At 68.2% G+C, this 15,412-nt stretch carries 15 protein-coding genes and 1 riboswitch; of the genes, 11 read left to right on the top strand and 4 right to left on the bottom strand.

Going from position 1 to position 15,412, the window contains the following annotated elements; translation table 11 throughout:
* Nucleotides 1–10: 10 nt before the first annotated feature.
* Together IM787_RS09575 and IM787_RS09570 are read right to left on the bottom strand one after the other, a co-directional pair.
* Nucleotides 11–826 (bottom strand): ABC transporter substrate-binding protein, encoded by an 816-nt coding sequence (locus IM787_RS09575; protein WP_193676451.1) that lies wholly within the window; start codon nt 824–826, stop codon nt 11–13.
* 3 nt (nt 827–829) lie between these two features.
* Entirely contained in the window at nt 830–2,770 is a 1,941-nt protein-coding gene (locus tag IM787_RS09570; protein ID WP_354004386.1) for a TonB-dependent receptor, read from the bottom strand.
* A gap of 91 nt (nt 2,771–2,861) precedes the next feature.
* A riboswitch (cobalamin riboswitch) is annotated at nt 2,862–3,126 on the bottom strand.
* A gap of 32 nt (nt 3,127–3,158) precedes the next feature.
* Here IM787_RS09570 and IM787_RS09565 point away from each other — a divergent pair.
* The 4 genes from IM787_RS09565 (at nt 3,159) to IM787_RS09550 (ending at nt 6,369) form a co-directional block, all read left to right on the top strand.
* Nucleotides 3,159–3,371: a cell division protein ZapB gene (locus tag IM787_RS09565; RefSeq protein WP_193676449.1), complete on the top strand. Its 213-nt coding sequence runs from the start codon at nt 3,159–3,161 to the stop codon at nt 3,369–3,371.
* Nucleotides 3,368–3,712, top strand: a complete 345-nt coding sequence (locus IM787_RS09560; RefSeq protein ID WP_193676448.1) for a cell division protein ZapA — start codon at nt 3,368–3,370, stop codon at nt 3,710–3,712. Before IM787_RS09565 ends, IM787_RS09560 begins: the two co-directional genes overlap by 4 nt.
* Before the next feature lie 870 nt (nt 3,713–4,582).
* Nucleotides 4,583–5,386, top strand: a complete 804-nt coding sequence (locus IM787_RS09555; protein WP_193676447.1) for a sulfite exporter TauE/SafE family protein — start codon at nt 4,583–4,585, stop codon at nt 5,384–5,386.
* Entirely contained in the window at nt 5,383–6,369 is a 987-nt protein-coding gene (locus tag IM787_RS09550) for a methionyl-tRNA formyltransferase (RefSeq protein ID WP_227494300.1), read from the top strand. The genes IM787_RS09555 and IM787_RS09550 overlap by 4 nt, the downstream gene beginning before the upstream one ends.
* Here the strand turns inward: IM787_RS09550 and IM787_RS09545 are convergent.
* Nucleotides 6,326–7,282, bottom strand: a complete 957-nt coding sequence (locus tag IM787_RS09545) for a LysR family transcriptional regulator (protein ID WP_193676446.1) — start codon at nt 7,280–7,282, stop codon at nt 6,326–6,328. The two genes, IM787_RS09550 and IM787_RS09545, sit on opposite strands and share 44 nt — an antisense overlap.
* Before the next feature lie 108 nt (nt 7,283–7,390).
* Here IM787_RS09545 and IM787_RS09540 point away from each other — a divergent pair, with 108 nt between their 5' ends.
* From IM787_RS09540 to IM787_RS09515, 6 genes are all read left to right on the top strand, one after another.
* Entirely contained in the window at nt 7,391–7,615 is a 225-nt protein-coding gene (locus IM787_RS09540; protein ID WP_193676445.1) for an HAD family hydrolase, read from the top strand.
* Complete coding sequence (locus IM787_RS09535; RefSeq protein WP_193676444.1) at nt 7,612–8,625, top strand: 2-dehydropantoate 2-reductase; 1,014 nt, start codon at nt 7,612–7,614, stop codon at nt 8,623–8,625. The genes IM787_RS09540 and IM787_RS09535 overlap by 4 nt, the downstream gene beginning before the upstream one ends.
* 225 nt (nt 8,626–8,850) lie before the next feature.
* Complete coding sequence (locus tag IM787_RS09530) at nt 8,851–9,804, top strand: Bug family tripartite tricarboxylate transporter substrate binding protein (RefSeq protein ID WP_435531155.1); 954 nt, start codon at nt 8,851–8,853, stop codon at nt 9,802–9,804.
* A gap of 97 nt (nt 9,805–9,901) precedes the next feature.
* Entirely contained in the window at nt 9,902–10,423 is a 522-nt protein-coding gene (locus tag IM787_RS09525) for a tripartite tricarboxylate transporter TctB family protein (protein WP_193676442.1), read from the top strand.
* Nucleotides 10,424–10,463: 40 nt separating this feature from the next.
* Entirely contained in the window at nt 10,464–11,993 is a 1,530-nt protein-coding gene (locus IM787_RS09520; protein ID WP_193676441.1) for a tripartite tricarboxylate transporter permease, read from the top strand.
* 10 nt (nt 11,994–12,003) lie between these two features.
* The gene (locus IM787_RS09515) at nt 12,004–12,837 is read left to right on the top strand and encodes a cytidylate kinase family protein (RefSeq protein WP_193676440.1); all 834 of its coding nucleotides are present in this window, start codon (nt 12,004–12,006) and stop codon (nt 12,835–12,837) included.
* Nucleotides 12,838–12,876: 39 nt separating this feature from the next.
* On the opposite strand, the gene IM787_RS09510 is transcribed toward IM787_RS09515, so the two are convergent.
* Nucleotides 12,877–13,485 (bottom strand): Crp/Fnr family transcriptional regulator, encoded by a 609-nt coding sequence (locus tag IM787_RS09510; RefSeq protein ID WP_193676439.1) that lies wholly within the window; start codon nt 13,483–13,485, stop codon nt 12,877–12,879.
* Nucleotides 13,486–13,608: 123 nt separating this feature from the next.
* Here IM787_RS09510 and oxc point away from each other — a divergent pair, with 123 nt between their 5' ends.
* Complete coding sequence (oxc, locus tag IM787_RS09505) at nt 13,609–15,333, top strand: oxalyl-CoA decarboxylase (protein WP_193676438.1); 1,725 nt, start codon at nt 13,609–13,611, stop codon at nt 15,331–15,333.
* Nucleotides 15,334–15,412 lie beyond the last annotated feature (79 nt).

Raw genomic sequence — 15,412 nt, 5'->3', positions numbered from 1 at the left:
CGGCCTCGAATCACCCATGCCTGGCACTCCACGCCATCACGATCCGATGCAGCTGCTCCACCCCGTCCGTGAGCGCCGCGGGCCCCGGCTGCAGGATGTCGGCCGACTTGATCTCGAACAGCTGCGCGTCCCGCACGGCGGGCACGTCCTGCCACCCGGCGCGCGCGGCGACCTTCGCCGGCCGGAAGTTCTTGCCGCACCAGGACCCGACCACGATGTCCGGCGCGCGGCGCACGACTTCCAGGCTGTCCGCGATGATGCGGTCCTTGCCGAGCGGCTGCACCGCCAGTTCCGGGAAGACGTCGTCGCCGCCGGCGATGCCCACCAGTTCCGACACCCAGCGGATGGCGCTGATGTGCGGCTCGTCCCATTCCTCGAAATACACGCGCGGCCGGCGCGGCAGGGCACGGCCCGCCGCTTCGATCGCCAGCAGGCGCCCGCGCATGCCTTCGAGCAGGCGCAGCCCGTCGTCGGCGCGCCCGACCATGGCCGCCACCTGGTACAGCATGGCGAAGACCTCCTCCACGCTGCGTTGGTTGAAGATGGTGACCTGCACGCCGCGCCGCACCAGTTCGGCGGCGATGTCGGCCTGCAGGTCGGAGAAGCCGAACACGCAGTCCGGCCGCAGGTCCAGGATCCTGTCGATCTTCGCGGAGAGGAAGGCGCTGACCTTCGGCTTCTCCTCGCGGGCCCGGCGCGGTCGCACCGTGTAGCCCGAGATGCCGACGATGCGCGCCTCCTCGCCCAGCAGGTACAGCCATTCCGTCGCCTCCTCGGTGAGGCAGACGATGCGGCGCGGGCCGCGCGGAATGGCGAGCCGGTCCATCCGCTAGAACTGCACCCGCAGCGAGGCGGTGAAGCGGCGCCCGGCTTCCGGGTAGATCGACGTGACCTGCCCCCCGGCGCAGGCGAAGGCCTGCGTGTAGATCTGGCGGTCGAACAGGTTCGTCACGCCCACGGCCAGCTCGGCGCGCGGGTGGAACTGCCAGGCGTAGCGGGCGTCGGCGGTGGCGTACGAGGGCATCGTGCAGGCATTGGCGTAGTCCGGATGCTGCGACGATACCCAGTTCACGCCGCCGCTCAAGCGGTGGCCCGCCACCGGCACCCAGTCGCCGCGCAGCGCGACGGTGCGACGCGGCACCAGCGGCACGTCGTTGCCGGCGTACGGGCCGGAGCGGAAGGTGGCCTGCCGCAGCGCGGCGTGCACGCGCACGCCGAACGCCGGCGTCACCGCGTGGTTCCAGTCCACCTCCAGGCCCTGGCGGCGCGTCGGGTCGAAGTTGACGTTGGCACCGAACAGCGCGCCGGCGGCGGCCGGGTCGAAGCCGATTTCGTCGGTGAGCGCGCTCCGGTACAGGCGCGCCTCGACCTTGCCGGAGGCATACGACCAGCGCGTGCCCAGCTCCGCGTCGCGCGACACCTGCGGCCGCAGGGCGACGCCCGGGGCGGTGAAATTGAACTCGTCGACGTTGGCCAGGCGGAAACTGCGGCCGACGCGGGCGTAGCCCGTCCAGCCCGCGCCAAAGGGATGGCTCACGCCCAGCTCCCACGCCTGCTGGCGGTCGGAGAAGCCGGTGCCCGAGGAGGTGCTGTCCTTGCGGATGCGTTCGGTGCGCGCGCCCAGCGAGAAGCGGGTCCCGCCGGCCAGCGTGACGTCGTCCTTGGCGTAGAAGCCGCGCGAGCGCTGCGTGGCGGTGGAGCCGAAGAAGCCGAGCACGTCGCGTTGCCATTCGCTGATGTCGGCACCCAGCACCAGCACGTTCTTCGCGCCGGAGAACGTGCCCTCGTGGCGGGCGCGCACGCCCCAGGTGTCGGAGACGATGTCGTAGTCGTAGGCGAAGCCCGAATTCACGCTGCGCAGCTCCTTCTCGCGGCGGCTGGCGTCGAGGGCCAGTTGCCAGGCGCCGAGTTCGGCCTGCGCGAAGGCGGAGACGCGTTCACCGCGGATGGTGGCGCTGTCGTCGGGACGGCTCGCCTGCGTCGGGTCGGCCGCGTACTGGGCGGCGCTGAGCGCGCCGGGCAGCCGTGCGTCCAGCCGGTCCTGCGACACGCGCGCGCCGAAGCGCAGCCAGTCGTTGGACCACTGGCCGCTCACCGTGCCGGCCTGGGCATCGGAGCGCTGGTTGTCGCGGAAGCCGTCGCTTTCGCGGTGCTGCGCATGCGCATCCAGCAGGAAGCCGTTGCCCGCGTTGAGCGTGGCGCTGCCGCGCAGGTCGCGCAGGCCGTCGGAACCGACGGCGCCGTACAGCGACCCGCCGCTGGCCTGCTGCCGTCCGCGTCCGGCCTTGGTGGTGATGACGATCACGCCGCCGGTGGCGCCCTCCCCGTACAGCACCGCGCCGCTGCCACGCAGCACCTCGATGCTCTCGACCGAGTCGATCGGAATGCCGGCCAGGCGCGTCCCGCCCAGGTCGGCCTCGGAGATGCGGATGCCGTCCAGGACCACGACCTGGTTGCTGTCGGCGGTGGTGCCGAAGCCGCGCAGGTCCAGCGAATACTCGCCGCCGCCATAGAGGTCCTGCCGCCCGGGCACGCCCAGCAGGCGCATCACGGCTTCGTTCACGCTGGTGGCGCCGCTCGCGCGGATCTCCTCCGCGGTGATCACGCTCACGCCGAGCGGCAGCGATTCGGCCGGCTCCGCGAAGCGGGTGGCCTGCACGCGGGTCTCGCGCAGCGTCTGCGGCGCGGGCTGGGACTGGGCATGGACGGAAGGAAAGGCGAGCGCGGCGGCCGCGGCCAGGAGGCCGGCAGGCACGCGCAGGAATGGCACGTTCGTTGTCATTGGAAGGGAACCGAAAAGCACGTGGCCCGCGCCGGCTTCCCCGCCGGCGATATGGGCGACAAAGTGCGCGCGCCGGAGCGCGCGCACCACCTCGTTGGCCGGTATCCGGGCTGGCGGAAGGACTTCCATCGCCTTCCCAGGACCGCTGTTTCAGGCGGCCCCAGTGGCTGTGATGATGAAAGCGTCGGCAGCGTTTGCACACCACCAACTTCCGCTTACCGTTGCGGGGGCAGCGCAGGTTGGCCGGCGGGCAGCGCGTGAACGCGTGCACGGGCGGCGCCCTGCTTCCCGTTGAACTGCGGCATGCGAACCACACCGCGAGCACCAACGGCGCGATTCTAAGGCCGGGCTGGAAACATAACCCTACAATTCCCGCATGGCCAGTGGCTCCCAGATCGACCCCCTCGTCGAACGCGTCGAGCGCCTGCTCGTTCGCTACGAGGAGCTGCAGCGCACCAACGCGCTGCTCGCCGAACAGGTGGATCTGCTCACGCAGGAACGCGACTCCCTCAAGTCGCGCCTGTCCGCCGCCCGCGCCCGCGTCGACGCCCTGCTCGAACGCCTTCCCGACCTCAACACCCCCGCATGAAGCAGCTCGAAGTCCAGATCATGGGCCAGAGCTACCTGCTCGGTTGCCCGGAAGGCGGCGAACAGCGCCTGCTCGAAGCGGTGGAAAAGGTCGACACCGCGATGTGCAGGATCCGCGACGCCGGCAAGGTGAAGGCCCGCGACCGCATCGCGGTGCTGGCCGCGCTGAACCTCGCCTTCGACGTCGCCGACCGCGCGCCGGCGCAGGCGCTGCATGCCGCGGGCTTCGCGAAGGACGACGGCACGCTGACCGGCATGCGCAACCTCGCCGACGACGTGCGCCTCGCGCAGCTCCTGACGCGCCTGGACCAGGCGCTGGGCGAAGACGGGCGCCTGCTCTAGCCGGTTCGCCGAATGTGCAGCTTCGCTGCGCGCTGTGCGCCATCCGGGAAAATCCGCCGCGCGCACAGTTGAGCTTTGTCCGGCGTTGTCAATTCCGGAAGGATTTCATGGCTTCACCGGGCCTTTGCCCCACGCGGCGTTTTTGCGTCCTAGAATGACCTCGTCTGCAGTGCGTATCGGGCTTTATATTTCCTTGAACCAATGCTCTTTGAGCAAGGGCTTGGAACATCGCTCGGTGAGCGTGAACGTCTCGCGTCAGATGATCCCAACGCCGAAGCTGACCTCGCCCACCTGAACTCCGGTTCAGGATGCGGGTCCGGTGGCACTACAGACACCAATACGATTCACCCAGAAAAGTCGCAAGCGACTTTTCTGGGTGGTGGCTAGTCAGTGTGCAAAAGCCGGGCAAAGCCCGGCTTTTGCACAAGTGGGATCCCGCTGCATGTTATTCCGCGGAATCCTTGTGCCGCTAGCGGAAGGCGCCGTCGCACGCGCGGCGCAGGGCGCACTGACGACGGCGTCCACGTCGCGGCAGGCGGGGTGCGGTGCAGGCCCGCAGTCAGGGGCGTCGGCTGGAAGGCTGTTCCCGGCGGCGAAGCAGGTCTACGAGAGCGCGTAGCGCGTATCGAGAGCTGCGACTGTGCACATTTTTCCGGCACTTTGATTGAACGGAGAGTTTGCCGCACGCGGCAAACTCGCAGTGAGTTGTGCCGGATCGCCGCCGGGAACAGCCTTCCAGCGCACCCGGAGTGAAGCGTAAGCGAAGTGGAGGGCGGCGCGCCGCGGGCCTGCACCGCACCCCGCCTGCCGCGACGGCCCTGAACGACAGCGCACACGCCTGCGACAATGCCGGGTTTCCCGCGCACCCGCATGCCCCTTCTCGACCCGCTCCTGATCCTCCAGCTCGCCCTGATCGGCACCTGCACCGGCTTCCTGGCAGGCCTGCTGGGTATCGGCGGCGGCATGATCATGGTGCCGTTCGTCAACATGATCCTGGAAGCCAGGGGCTACCCGGCGGACTACTCTGTCAAGATGGCCGTGGCGACTTCGCTGGCGACCATCGTGTTCACCTCGATGTCCTCGGTCCGCGCGCACCAGAAGCGCGGCGCGGTGCTGTGGCCGGTGGTGAAGGTCCTGGCGCCCGGCATCCTCGTGGGCTCCGTGCTCGGCGCGCAGATCGCGCATGCGCTGCCCGGCAAGCTGCTGGGCGTGCTGTTCGCCATCTTCGTGGCGTTCTCGGCGACGCAGATGTTCCTGAACCGCAAGCCCAAGCCCTCGCGCACCCTGCCCGGCGCCGCGGCCACCTTCGGCGTCGGCGGCGTGATCGGCGTGCTGTCGTCCTTGGTCGGCGCGGGCGGCGCGTTCGTCTCGGTGCCGTTCATGACCTGGTGCAACATCAAGATCCACGACGCGGTCGGCACGTCGGCGGCGCTCGGCTTTCCCATTGCGCTGGCGGGCACGCTCGGCTACATCTACGCCGGCCTGGGCCTGCCGCGGATGCCCGCCGGGTCGGTGGGCTACCTGTACCTGCCGGGGCTGGTCGTGATCTCGGCGGCCAGCATGCTGCTGGCGCCGCTGGGCGCGCGCACCGCGCACCGCATGGACATCCAGCCGCTGAAGAAGGTGTTCGCCATCGTGCTGTACTGCCTCGCGGCCTACTTCCTCCTGCGCTGAGGCGCACGAGACGACACAAGGAGAACATCATCGCCCGCATCGCCTTCATCGGACAACAGGAATTCGGCAAGGCCGTCCTGGAAGCCTTCATCGCCCGCGGCGACACCATTGCCGGCGTGTTCTGCGTGCCGGACAAGCCCGGCGCCAGGCAGGATGCGCTGAAGGCCGACGCGCTGGCCCTCGGCCTGCAGGTGTTCAGCTTCGCCAGCCTGCGCAGCCCGGAGGCCGAGGCCGCCATGCGTTCGCTGCAGGCCGACATCGGCATCATGGCGTACGTGCTGCAGTTCGCGCCGCAATCCTTCGTGAACATCCCGAAGCACGGCACCATCCAGTTCCATCCCTCGCTGCTGCCCAGCCACCGGGGCCCCTCCTCCATCAGCTGGCCGATCGCGCTGGGCGCGCGGGAGACCGGCGTCACGATCTTCCGTCCCACCGACGGCCTCGACGAAGGCCCCGTGGTGCTGCAGAAGGCCTGCACCATCGGCCCCGACGAAACGCTGGGCGAGCTGTACTTCAACAAGCTGTTCCCCATGGGCGTCTCCGCCTTGCTGGAGGCGACCGACATGGTGCTGGCGGGCCGCCACGAGGAACGCGTGCAGGACGAGCGCCAGGCCACCTACGAGGGCTGGATGCACGACGACGAGTGCGAGATCCACTGGCCGGGCCACGTCGACACGGTCTACAACCTGATCCGCGCGTGCAACCCGGCGCCGGGTGCGTGGATGATGCTCGACGGCGTGAAGGTGCGCGTGTACGACTGCCGCAAGCACGTGGTCGGCCGCTTCGTCCCCGGCGGGCACAAGCCGGGCGACATCGCCGGCGTCACCGAGAACGCCATCGTGGTGTGGGCGCAGGGCGGCCTGATCGAGATCCTGAAGCTGCGGCCCGAAGGCGGCGGCAAGATGGGCGCCGGCGACTATGCGCGCCAGCGCGGCCTGGTCAGCGAAGGCGCCTGGCGGTCTTACGTGCGGCCGGCGGCTTGAAGCCGAGGGCCTGGTCGATCAGGTCCGCGCCCTCCGCCAGCAGGAAGTCCTTGAACGCCTGCGCCACCGGCGGCAGCCGCTTGGCGCGCCGGTGCACCACGTACCAGTTCAGCATCAGCGGGAAGCCCTGCACGTCCAGCTTCACCAGCGAGCCGGATTGAAGCTCGCGGCTGATGGTGTGCGCCGAGAGGAAGCTCACGCCCATGCCGGCGATCACCGCCTGCTTGATCGTTTCCGTGCTGCGGATCTCCATCGCGACGTTCACCGCCGGCAGCTGCGGCCCGAAGGCCTGCGCCATCGAGTTCCACGTGTCGGAGCCCTTCTCGCGCACCACGAACGGGTCGCGCACGATGCGTGACACGGGGATGCGCGGCGTGCGCGCGAGCGGATGCGTCGGCGCGGCGACGATGACGTAGGGGTGCGGCGCGAACGGCTCCGCCACGGTGTCCGCATCTTCCGGCGGCCGCACCATCACCGCCAGGTCCGTCACGTTCTCGTGCAGCTGCGCGAGCAGCTCCTCGCGGTTGCACACGCCGAAGTTGAGCGTGACGCCGGCGTGCTGCTGCGCGAAGTCGACCAGCAGGCGCGGGAAGAAATAGTCGCCCGCGCTGATCACCGACACGTTCAGCCGGCCGCCGGACACGCCCTTGTACTGGGCCATCGCCTCTTCGGCTTCCTTGAACTTCTGGATGATCTCGCGGCTGGACTGCAGCATCTGCGCGCCCGCGGGCGTCAGGTGGATCTTCTTGCCGAGCTGCTCGAACAGCGGCAGGCCCGCGTGCTCCTCCAGCTTGCGCACCTGCGTCGACACCGCGGGCTGCGTGAGGTACAGCTCGTCGGCGGCACGCGAGAAGCTGCGGTGCCGCGCCACCGCCTCGAACACCTTCAGCTGCCGCAGGGTCGCGTTCTTCATGGCGCCGGATCATAAGCCATCGTGAATGGAAATCATCAAATACTTTCACTATCATTAATCGTTCGGCCCTTCTACATTGGTCCCATCGGACGAACCAGGAGAGCGGCAATGCGGCAGCAACAGATCAACGCGACGGGCCAGCACAGCTACCACGCGGCGCTGGACGAGCTGGGCCTCGAATGGAGCTGGGACCCGGCGGTGTACGGCACCGGCGCGGCCGGCCTGCGCGCCTACCTCGAGAAGGAACAGCCGCACCTGCTGCGCGTGTACGACGCCGACTTCCTGGTGGAAGCCGTCGAATCCACCCGGGCGCGGATCGAAAGCACGCGGTGAAGGTCGCCATCGTCGGGGCCGGCGCCATCGGCGGCCTCGTCGGTGCGACGCTGGCGCTGTCGGGCGAGGAAGTCACCTTCATCGTGCGCGGCGCCAACCTGGAGGCGATCCGCGCCGGCGGCGTGAAGATCCTCCTCGCCGATGGCAGCGAACAGCATGCCGCCGGCGTGCGATGCACCGACGACTACGCGGCGGCCGGTCCGCAGGACCTGGTCGTCCTGGCCGTGAAGGCGCACCAGCTCGCGGACATCGCGCCGCGGCTGCCCGCCCTGTACGGTCCGGACACCTGCATCGTCACGATGCAGAACGGCATTCCCTTCTGGTACTTCCACCGCCACGGCGGCGCACTGGAAGGTACGGTGGTGCGCAGCGTGGACGCGCAAGGCGACCTCGCGCGCTGGATCCCGCCGGCACGCGTGATCGGCTGCGTGGTGTACCCCGCGTCCGAACTCGTCGCGCCCGGCGTGGTGCGCCACATCGAAGGCGACCGCTTTCCGCTCGGCGAACTCGATGGAACGACCAGTGAACGTGTGACGCGCGTGTCGGAATGTTTCACGCGTGCGGGTTTCAAGGCGCCGGTGCTGGACGACATCCGCGCGGAAACCTGGCTGAAGCTCTGGGGCAACCTGACCTTCAACCCGATCAGCGGGCTCGCGCATTCGACGCTGGAAGACATCTGCCGCTTCCCGCTCTCGCGCGAGCTGGCCGCCAACATGATGCGCGAGGCGCAGGAAGTCGCGGGGCGGCTCGGCATTTCGTTCCGCGTCTCGCTCGAGAAGCGCATCGCCGGCGCCGAGAAGGTGGGCCGGCACAAGACCTCGATGCTGCAGGACATCGAAGCGGGACGGCCGCCGGAGATCGACGCGCTCGTCGGCGCGGTGATCGAGCTCGGCCAGCTCACGCGCACGCCGACGCCGCACATCTCCACCGTCTACGCGCTCGTGCGCCTGCTCGCGCGCACGATGGAAAGCGAGCGCGCGCAACTGCGCCTGCACGCGCTTCCCGCGTGACCCCGGACAAACCCTAGAAGGGCTCCTGAATTGCGCAAAATTGACCGCAGTCAAGAGAGTTCGGGGCCCCTTGGTTGGACCATGCGCTCGCGGTCTTGCGATGAACGTCATCACGGACAGATGGCGCGGGCGAGACACTCAACGCAGGAGACAAACCCCATGACCCCAGCCACCTTCAAGTTCCGTTTCACGGTCGCCGCGGCGGCCGTGCTTGCTTCGGCCGCCATGCTGGCGGCCCCCGCCGCGCACGCGGCGTGGGAGCCCACGAAGCCCGTCGAATTCGTGGTGCCCGCCGGCACCGGCGGAGGCGCGGACCAGATGGCGCGCCTCATCCAGGGCATCGTGGTCAAGCACAACCTCATGAAGCAGCCGCTCGTGGTGGTCAACAAGTCGGGCGGCGCCGGTGCCGAGGGCTTCCTGGACGTGAAGAACGCGAAGGGCGACCCGCACAAGATCGTGGTGACGCTCTCCAACCTGTTCACGACGCCGATGGCGACCGGCGTGCCCTTCAACTGGCGCGACATGACGCCGGTGTCGATGATGGCGCTGGACAACTTCGTGCTGTGGGTCAACGCCGAGAAGCCGTACAAGTCCGCGAAGGAATACTTCGATGCGGTGAAGGCCGCCGGCCCGAGCAAGATGAAGATGGGCGGCACGGGCTCCAAGCAGGAGGACCAGATCCTCACCGTCGGCATCGAGAAGGCCACCGGCACCAAGTTCATCTACGTGCCGTTCAAGGGCGGCGGCGAGGTGGCCGTGCAGCTGGTGGGCGGCCACGTCGACTCCAGCGTGAACAACCCGGCCGAGGCGGTGGCGCAATGGCGCGCCGGCAAGCTGCGCGCGCTGTGCGTGTTCGACGCCAACCGCATGCCCTACAAGGCGAAGGTCACCGACACGCAGTCGTGGGGCGACGTGCCCACCTGCAAGGAAGCCGGCGTGCCGACCGAGTACACGATGCTGCGCGGCATCTTCATGCCCGCGGGCGTGACCAAGGAGCAGACCGACTACTACAACGGCCTGCTGAAGAAGGTTCGCGACACGCCCGAGTGGAAGGAATACATGGAGAAGGGCGCCTTCAACCAGACCTCCATGGACGGCGAGAAGTTCCAGGCCTGGCTCGGCGCCGCCGAACAGAAGCACCGCGAGCTGATGAAGGAAGCCGGCTTCATGGCCAAGTGATCCCCGCGCGCACCGGCCGCAGGCGCGGCCGGTGCGCCGCTTGCTCCCCTTCCCCCACATAGCGACAAAGCCGGTGTCACGGCAGGAGACAACCGCCATGGATTCCCCCCAAGAAGCCGTCGCCGAGGAGCGCACCGGCGTCCCCACCTTCGCCGTCGAGGCCGCCGTCGCGGCGCTGGTGGTGCTGCTCGGGCTGGTCGTGCTGTTCGGCAGCCGCAACCTCGGGTCGGGCTGGACGAGCGACGGCCCGGGCGCCGGCTACTTCCCCTTCTACATCGGGCTGATCCTCTGCATCTCGGGCGGGGGCACGCTGTACCAGGCGCTGTTCGGCAAGAAGCGCAACCACGACATCTTCGTCGACGGCGAACAGATCAAGCGCGTGCTGATGGTGCTGGTTCCGGCCATCGTGTTCGTGCTGGCGATCCAGCTCCTCGGCATCTACGTGGCCGCCGCGGTGTACATCGCCGGCTTCATGGTCTTCCTCGGCAAGATCGGCAAGGCCAAGAGCATCGCCACCGGCCTGGCCGTGTCGGTCTTCCTGTTCTTCATGTTCGAGGTGTGGTTCAAGATCCCCCTGTACAAGGGCTTGTTCAAGCCGCTCGACTTCCTCGGCTACTGAAGCCGGTCGCCCTCCCACCGCCCCCAAGCATCCAAGCGACATGACCGAACTCAGCGCCCTGTTCCACGGCTTCAGCGTGATCCTGACGCCGATGAACCTGCTCCTCATGTTCGTCGGCATCACGCTCGGCGTCCTCATCGGCGTGCTGCCGGGACTCGGCGGCGCCAACGGCGTCGCCATCCTGCTGCCGCTCACCTTCTCGATGTCGCCGACCTCGGCGATCATCATGCTGTCCTGCATCTACTGGGGCGCCCTCTTCGGCGGCGCCATCACCTCGGTGCTGTTCAACATCCCGGGCGAACCGTGGTCGGTGGCGACCACCTTCGACGGCTACCCGATGGCGCAGAAGGGCCGCGCCGGCGCCGCGCTGACGGCCGCCTTCACGTCGTCGTTCATCGGCGCCTTCGTCGCGGTGGTGATGATCACCTTCCTGGCGCCGCTGGTCGCGCGCTTCGCGCTGAAGTTCGGGCCGCCCGAGTTCTTCGCGGTGTACCTGCTCACGTTCTGCAGCTTCGTCGGCATGGGCAAGGGTTCGCCCTTCAAGATCCTCGGCTCGATGGCGATCGGCTTCGCGCTGGCGGCCGTCGGCATGGACACGGTGACGGGGCAGCTGCGCCTGACCTTCGGCTTCGAGGAACTGATGCGCGGCTTCGACTTCCTGATCGCGGTGATCGGCCTGTTCGGCATCGGCGAGATCCTGCTGTCGATGGAAGAAGGCCTGGCCTTCTCCGGCAAGTCGGCCAAGATCAGCCCGAAGGTCGTGCTCGAGACCTGGAAGGAACTGCCGAAGTTCTGGATGACGTCGCTGCGCAGCTCCGTGGTGGGCATGTGGATGGGCATCACGCCCGGCGGCGCCACCCCGGCCTCCTTCATGAGCTACGGCCTGGCCAAGAAGATGTCCAAGGACGGCGCGAAGTTCGGCACCGGCCAGATCGAGGGCGTCGTGGCGCCGGAAACCGCGGCACACGCCGCCGGCACCGCGGCCCTGCTGCCGATGCTGGCGCTCGGCATCCCGGGTTCGCCGACCGCGGCGGTGCTGCTGGGCGGCCTGCTGATCTGGGGCCTGCAACCCGGCCCGCTGCTGTTCGTCGAACAGAAGGATTTCGTCTGGGGCCTGATCGCCTCGATGTACCTGGGCAACCTGGTGGGCCTGATCGTGGTGCTGACGACGGTGCCGCTGTTCGCCTCGATCCTGCGCATCCCGTTCTCCATCATCGCGCCGGTCATCATCGTGATCTGCGCCGTGGGTGCCTACACGGTGCACAACGCGATGTTCGACATCTGGCTGATGCTGCTGTTCGGCGTGATGGGCTACGTGTTCAAGAAGCTCGACTACCCGCTCGCGCCGCTGGTGCTGGCCCTGGTGCTGGGCGACAAGGCCGAGGACGCCTTCCGCCAGGCCATGCTGCTGTCGCAGGGCGAACTGTCGATCATGGTGGCGAACCCGCTGGTGGGCTCCATCACGGGCCTGGCCCTGCTGCTGCTGTTCTGGCCGCTCATCTCCAGGCTCATCGCCAAGGTGCGCCCGCCCAAGCCGCCCGCGTTCACCGCCGAACAGCCCGTCGATTGAGGACCGCACCATGCCCGTGATCGCACTCACCCAGGAAATGGGCTCGCTGGCCAAGGACGTGGCGCTGCGCCTCGCCCAGGAAGGCGGGCTGGAGGTGATGCGCAACGAGGTCGCGGAGACGGTCGCCGGGCGCATGCACGTGCCGGCTTCGCTGATCCGCCGCCTGCGCGAAGGCAAGGCCGGACTCGTCGAGCGCATGTCCACCGATACGCAGCAGGTCGCGCTGTTCTCCGCGGAGGAAGTGTTTGCCAACGCGGAGCGCGGCAACGTGGTGCTGCGCGGCTGGGGCGCGACCTGCCTGCTGCGGCCCGTGCAGCACGTGGTGCGCGTGCGCGTGACGCGTCCGTTCGAGGCGCGGGTCGCATGGCTGATGGAACACCTCGGCACCGAAGACCGCGACGCCGCCGAAAGCGAGCTGCGCCGCAGCGATTCGGCGCATGCGTCGCGCATGAACGCGCAGTTCGGCGTGACCTGGGGCGATCCCCTGCTCTACGACCTGGTGCTGAACACCGACCGCATGACGGTCGACACGTGCACGGAGCTGATCCTGCAGGCGTCGCGCCGGCCGGAGTTCCAGGAGACGCCGCAGTCCCGTGCCGTGCTCGCCGGCCTCGCGCTGAGCGCGCGCGTGCGCGCCGCGCTCAAGGCCAACGAGGCGACGCAGAACGTCGACGTGCAGGTCGACGCGCACGAGGGCCGCGTCACGCTGAGCGGCATCGTCGTGAACGACCGCGAAAAGGCGGACACCGCGCGGGTCGCCAGCACGGTGGCCGGTGTCGGCAAGGTCGAGAACAAGCTGCGGCTGATGGCGATCACCCGCAAGTTCACCTACGCCAAGACGTGATGCGGCGCATCACGTCCTCGCGCAGGCGGGGACCCAGGATCAAATCTTCCCGCGCTGCTTCAGGCGCGAGAGCGTCTCCGCCGAAAGGTTGAGGTACGAGGCGAGCTCCTTCTTCGGGATGCGCTCCGCGAGTTCCGGGTGCTTGCGCAGGAAGCGCTTCACGCGGCCCGGCGCGTCCAGCAGGTGCAGGGTGATGGTGTGCCCCATCACCTCCGTCATGTGGTGCATGACCTCGTACTCGAAGGTCTGCTTCAGCCCGGGATGGCGTTCGATGAAGGCGACCCATTCGCGCAGCGGCAGCTTGGCCACGCGGGCGCGGGTGACGCACACGATGCTGTACGGCGCGGGGGTGCCGAGCCGCCATGCCGCGTAGCTGGTCTCCATCTGCCCCTCGTCGGCGAAGCGCAGGATCATCTCCTTGGCCTCCTGGTTGCTCACCACGCGCTTGAGGATGCCGTCGAGGATGAAGTACTGCTCCATCTCGTGCACGCCCTGGTTCAGGAGCGCCTCGCCCTTCTGGCATTCGACCACCACCAGGTGCGGTTCGAGCTCCGCCATCTGCGCCGCCGTCATGCCCTTGAGCACGAGGTTGTGCGCCAGCTGCACGCGGATCACGTTTCGCTCGGGATGCTGTTCGATCGATGACATGGATGGCGTCGAGGGGATACCCGCAGAAGCACCCTGCAAATTCCCGAAAATTGACCGCAGTCAAGAGGGAAACGGAGGGGCGATTCCTATCATAGCCCGCACACCCAAACCTGGACTTTTCCTATGACCACCGACACGCAGGCCAGCGAGCAGACCGACGGCTTCCACCTCGTCATCGATGCGCTCAAGCTGAACGACATCGACACGATCTTCGCCCTGCCCGGGATCCCGATCACCGACTTCCTGCGCATCTCGCAAGCCGAGGGCATGAAGGTCATCTCCTTCCGCCACGAGCAGCACGCCGGCAACGCCGCGGCCGCCGCCGGCTTCATCACCGGCAAGCCCGGCATCTGCTTCACGGTGTCCGCGCCGGGTTTCCTCAACGGCCTGACGGCGCTCGCGAACGCGACGACCAACTGCTTCCCGATGATCCTGGTGTCGGGCTCCAGCGAGCGCGAGATCGTCGACCTGCAGCAGGGTGACTACGAGGAGATGGACCAGCTCGCCATCGCCAAGCCGCTGTGCAAGGCCGCCTTCCGCGTGCTGCACGCCGAGGACATCGGCGTCGGCATCGCGCGTGCGATCCGCGCCGCGGTCTCCGGCCGTCCGGGCGGCGTGTACCTCGATCTGCCGGCCAAGCTGTTCGCCCAGGGCATGGACAAGGAAGCCGGCAAGCGCTCGCTGATCAAGGTGGTCGATCCGGCACCCAAGCAGATCCCCGCCCCCGATGCGGTCCAGCGCGCGGTCGACCTGCTGAAGTCGGCGAAGAAGCCGCTGGTGATCCTGGGCAAGGGCGCCGCCTACGCGCAGGCGGACGCCGAGATCAGGAACTTCATCGAGAAGAGCGGCATCCCCTACCTGCCGATGTCGATGGCCAAGGGCCTGCTGCCGGACAACCACAACCAGTCCGCCTCCGCCGCCCGCTCGTACGTGCTGGCGGAAGCCGACGTCGTGATGCTGGTGGGCGCGCGGCTGAACTGGCTGCTGTCGCACGGCAAGGGCAAGACCTGGGGCGCCGAAGGGTCCAAGAGCGCCGGCAAGCAGCAGTTCATCCAGGTGGACATCTCGCCGACCGAAGCCGACAGCAACGTCGCGATCGCCGCGCCGGTGATCGGCGACATCGGCTCGTGCATCTCCGCCTTCAACCAGGCGATGGGCGCCGGCTGGAGCAAGCCGCCGTCCGACTGGACGGGCGCGATCGCCGAGCGCAAGGACAAGAACCTCACCAAGATGGCCGAGACGCTGGCGAAGAACCCGCCGGTGATGAACTTCCACAGCGCGCTCAACGTCATCCGCAACACGGTGAAGGAGAACCCGAAGGCCTACCTGGTGAACGAAGGCGCCAACGCGCTCGACTTCACCCGCTCCATCGTCGACATGTACGAGCCGCGCCGCCGCCTGGACGTCGGCACCTGGGGGATCATGGGCATCGGCATGGGCTTCGCCGTCGCGGCCGCGGTCGTCACCGGCGAGCAGGTGATCGCCGTGGAAGGCGACAGCGCCTTCGGCTTCAGCGGCATGGAGGTGGAAACGATCTGCCGCTACAACCTGCCGGTGTGCATCGTGGTGATGAACAACAACGGCATCTACAAGGGCACGGACGTCAACCCGCGCGGCGACGCGATGGCCCCGACGCAGTTCGTGAAGAACGCGCGCTACGACCTGATGATGGAAGCCTTCGGCGGCGTCGGCGTCACGGCGAAGAACCCCGAGGAACTGAAGAAGGCGCTGGACGAGGCCGTCGCCTCGCGCAAGCCCACGCTGATCAACGCCATGATCGACGAGAGCGCCGGCACGGAATCGGGCCGCATCACGTCGCTCAATCCGGCGGCGGCGAAGAAGAAATAAGGGCACGCAAGGATGCACCCCGTCATTCCCGCGCAGGCGGGAATCCAGGGCGTCCGCCTTGGGAGCCCTGGGTCCCCGC

The sequence above is a fragment of the Ramlibacter pallidus genome, assembly GCF_015070875.1.
GTDB lineage: Bacteria > Pseudomonadota > Gammaproteobacteria > Burkholderiales > Burkholderiaceae_C > Ramlibacter > Ramlibacter pallidus.
The sequence above is the reverse complement of the archived record's forward strand: the minus strand, read 5'-3'. Positions and strand labels throughout refer to the sequence as shown.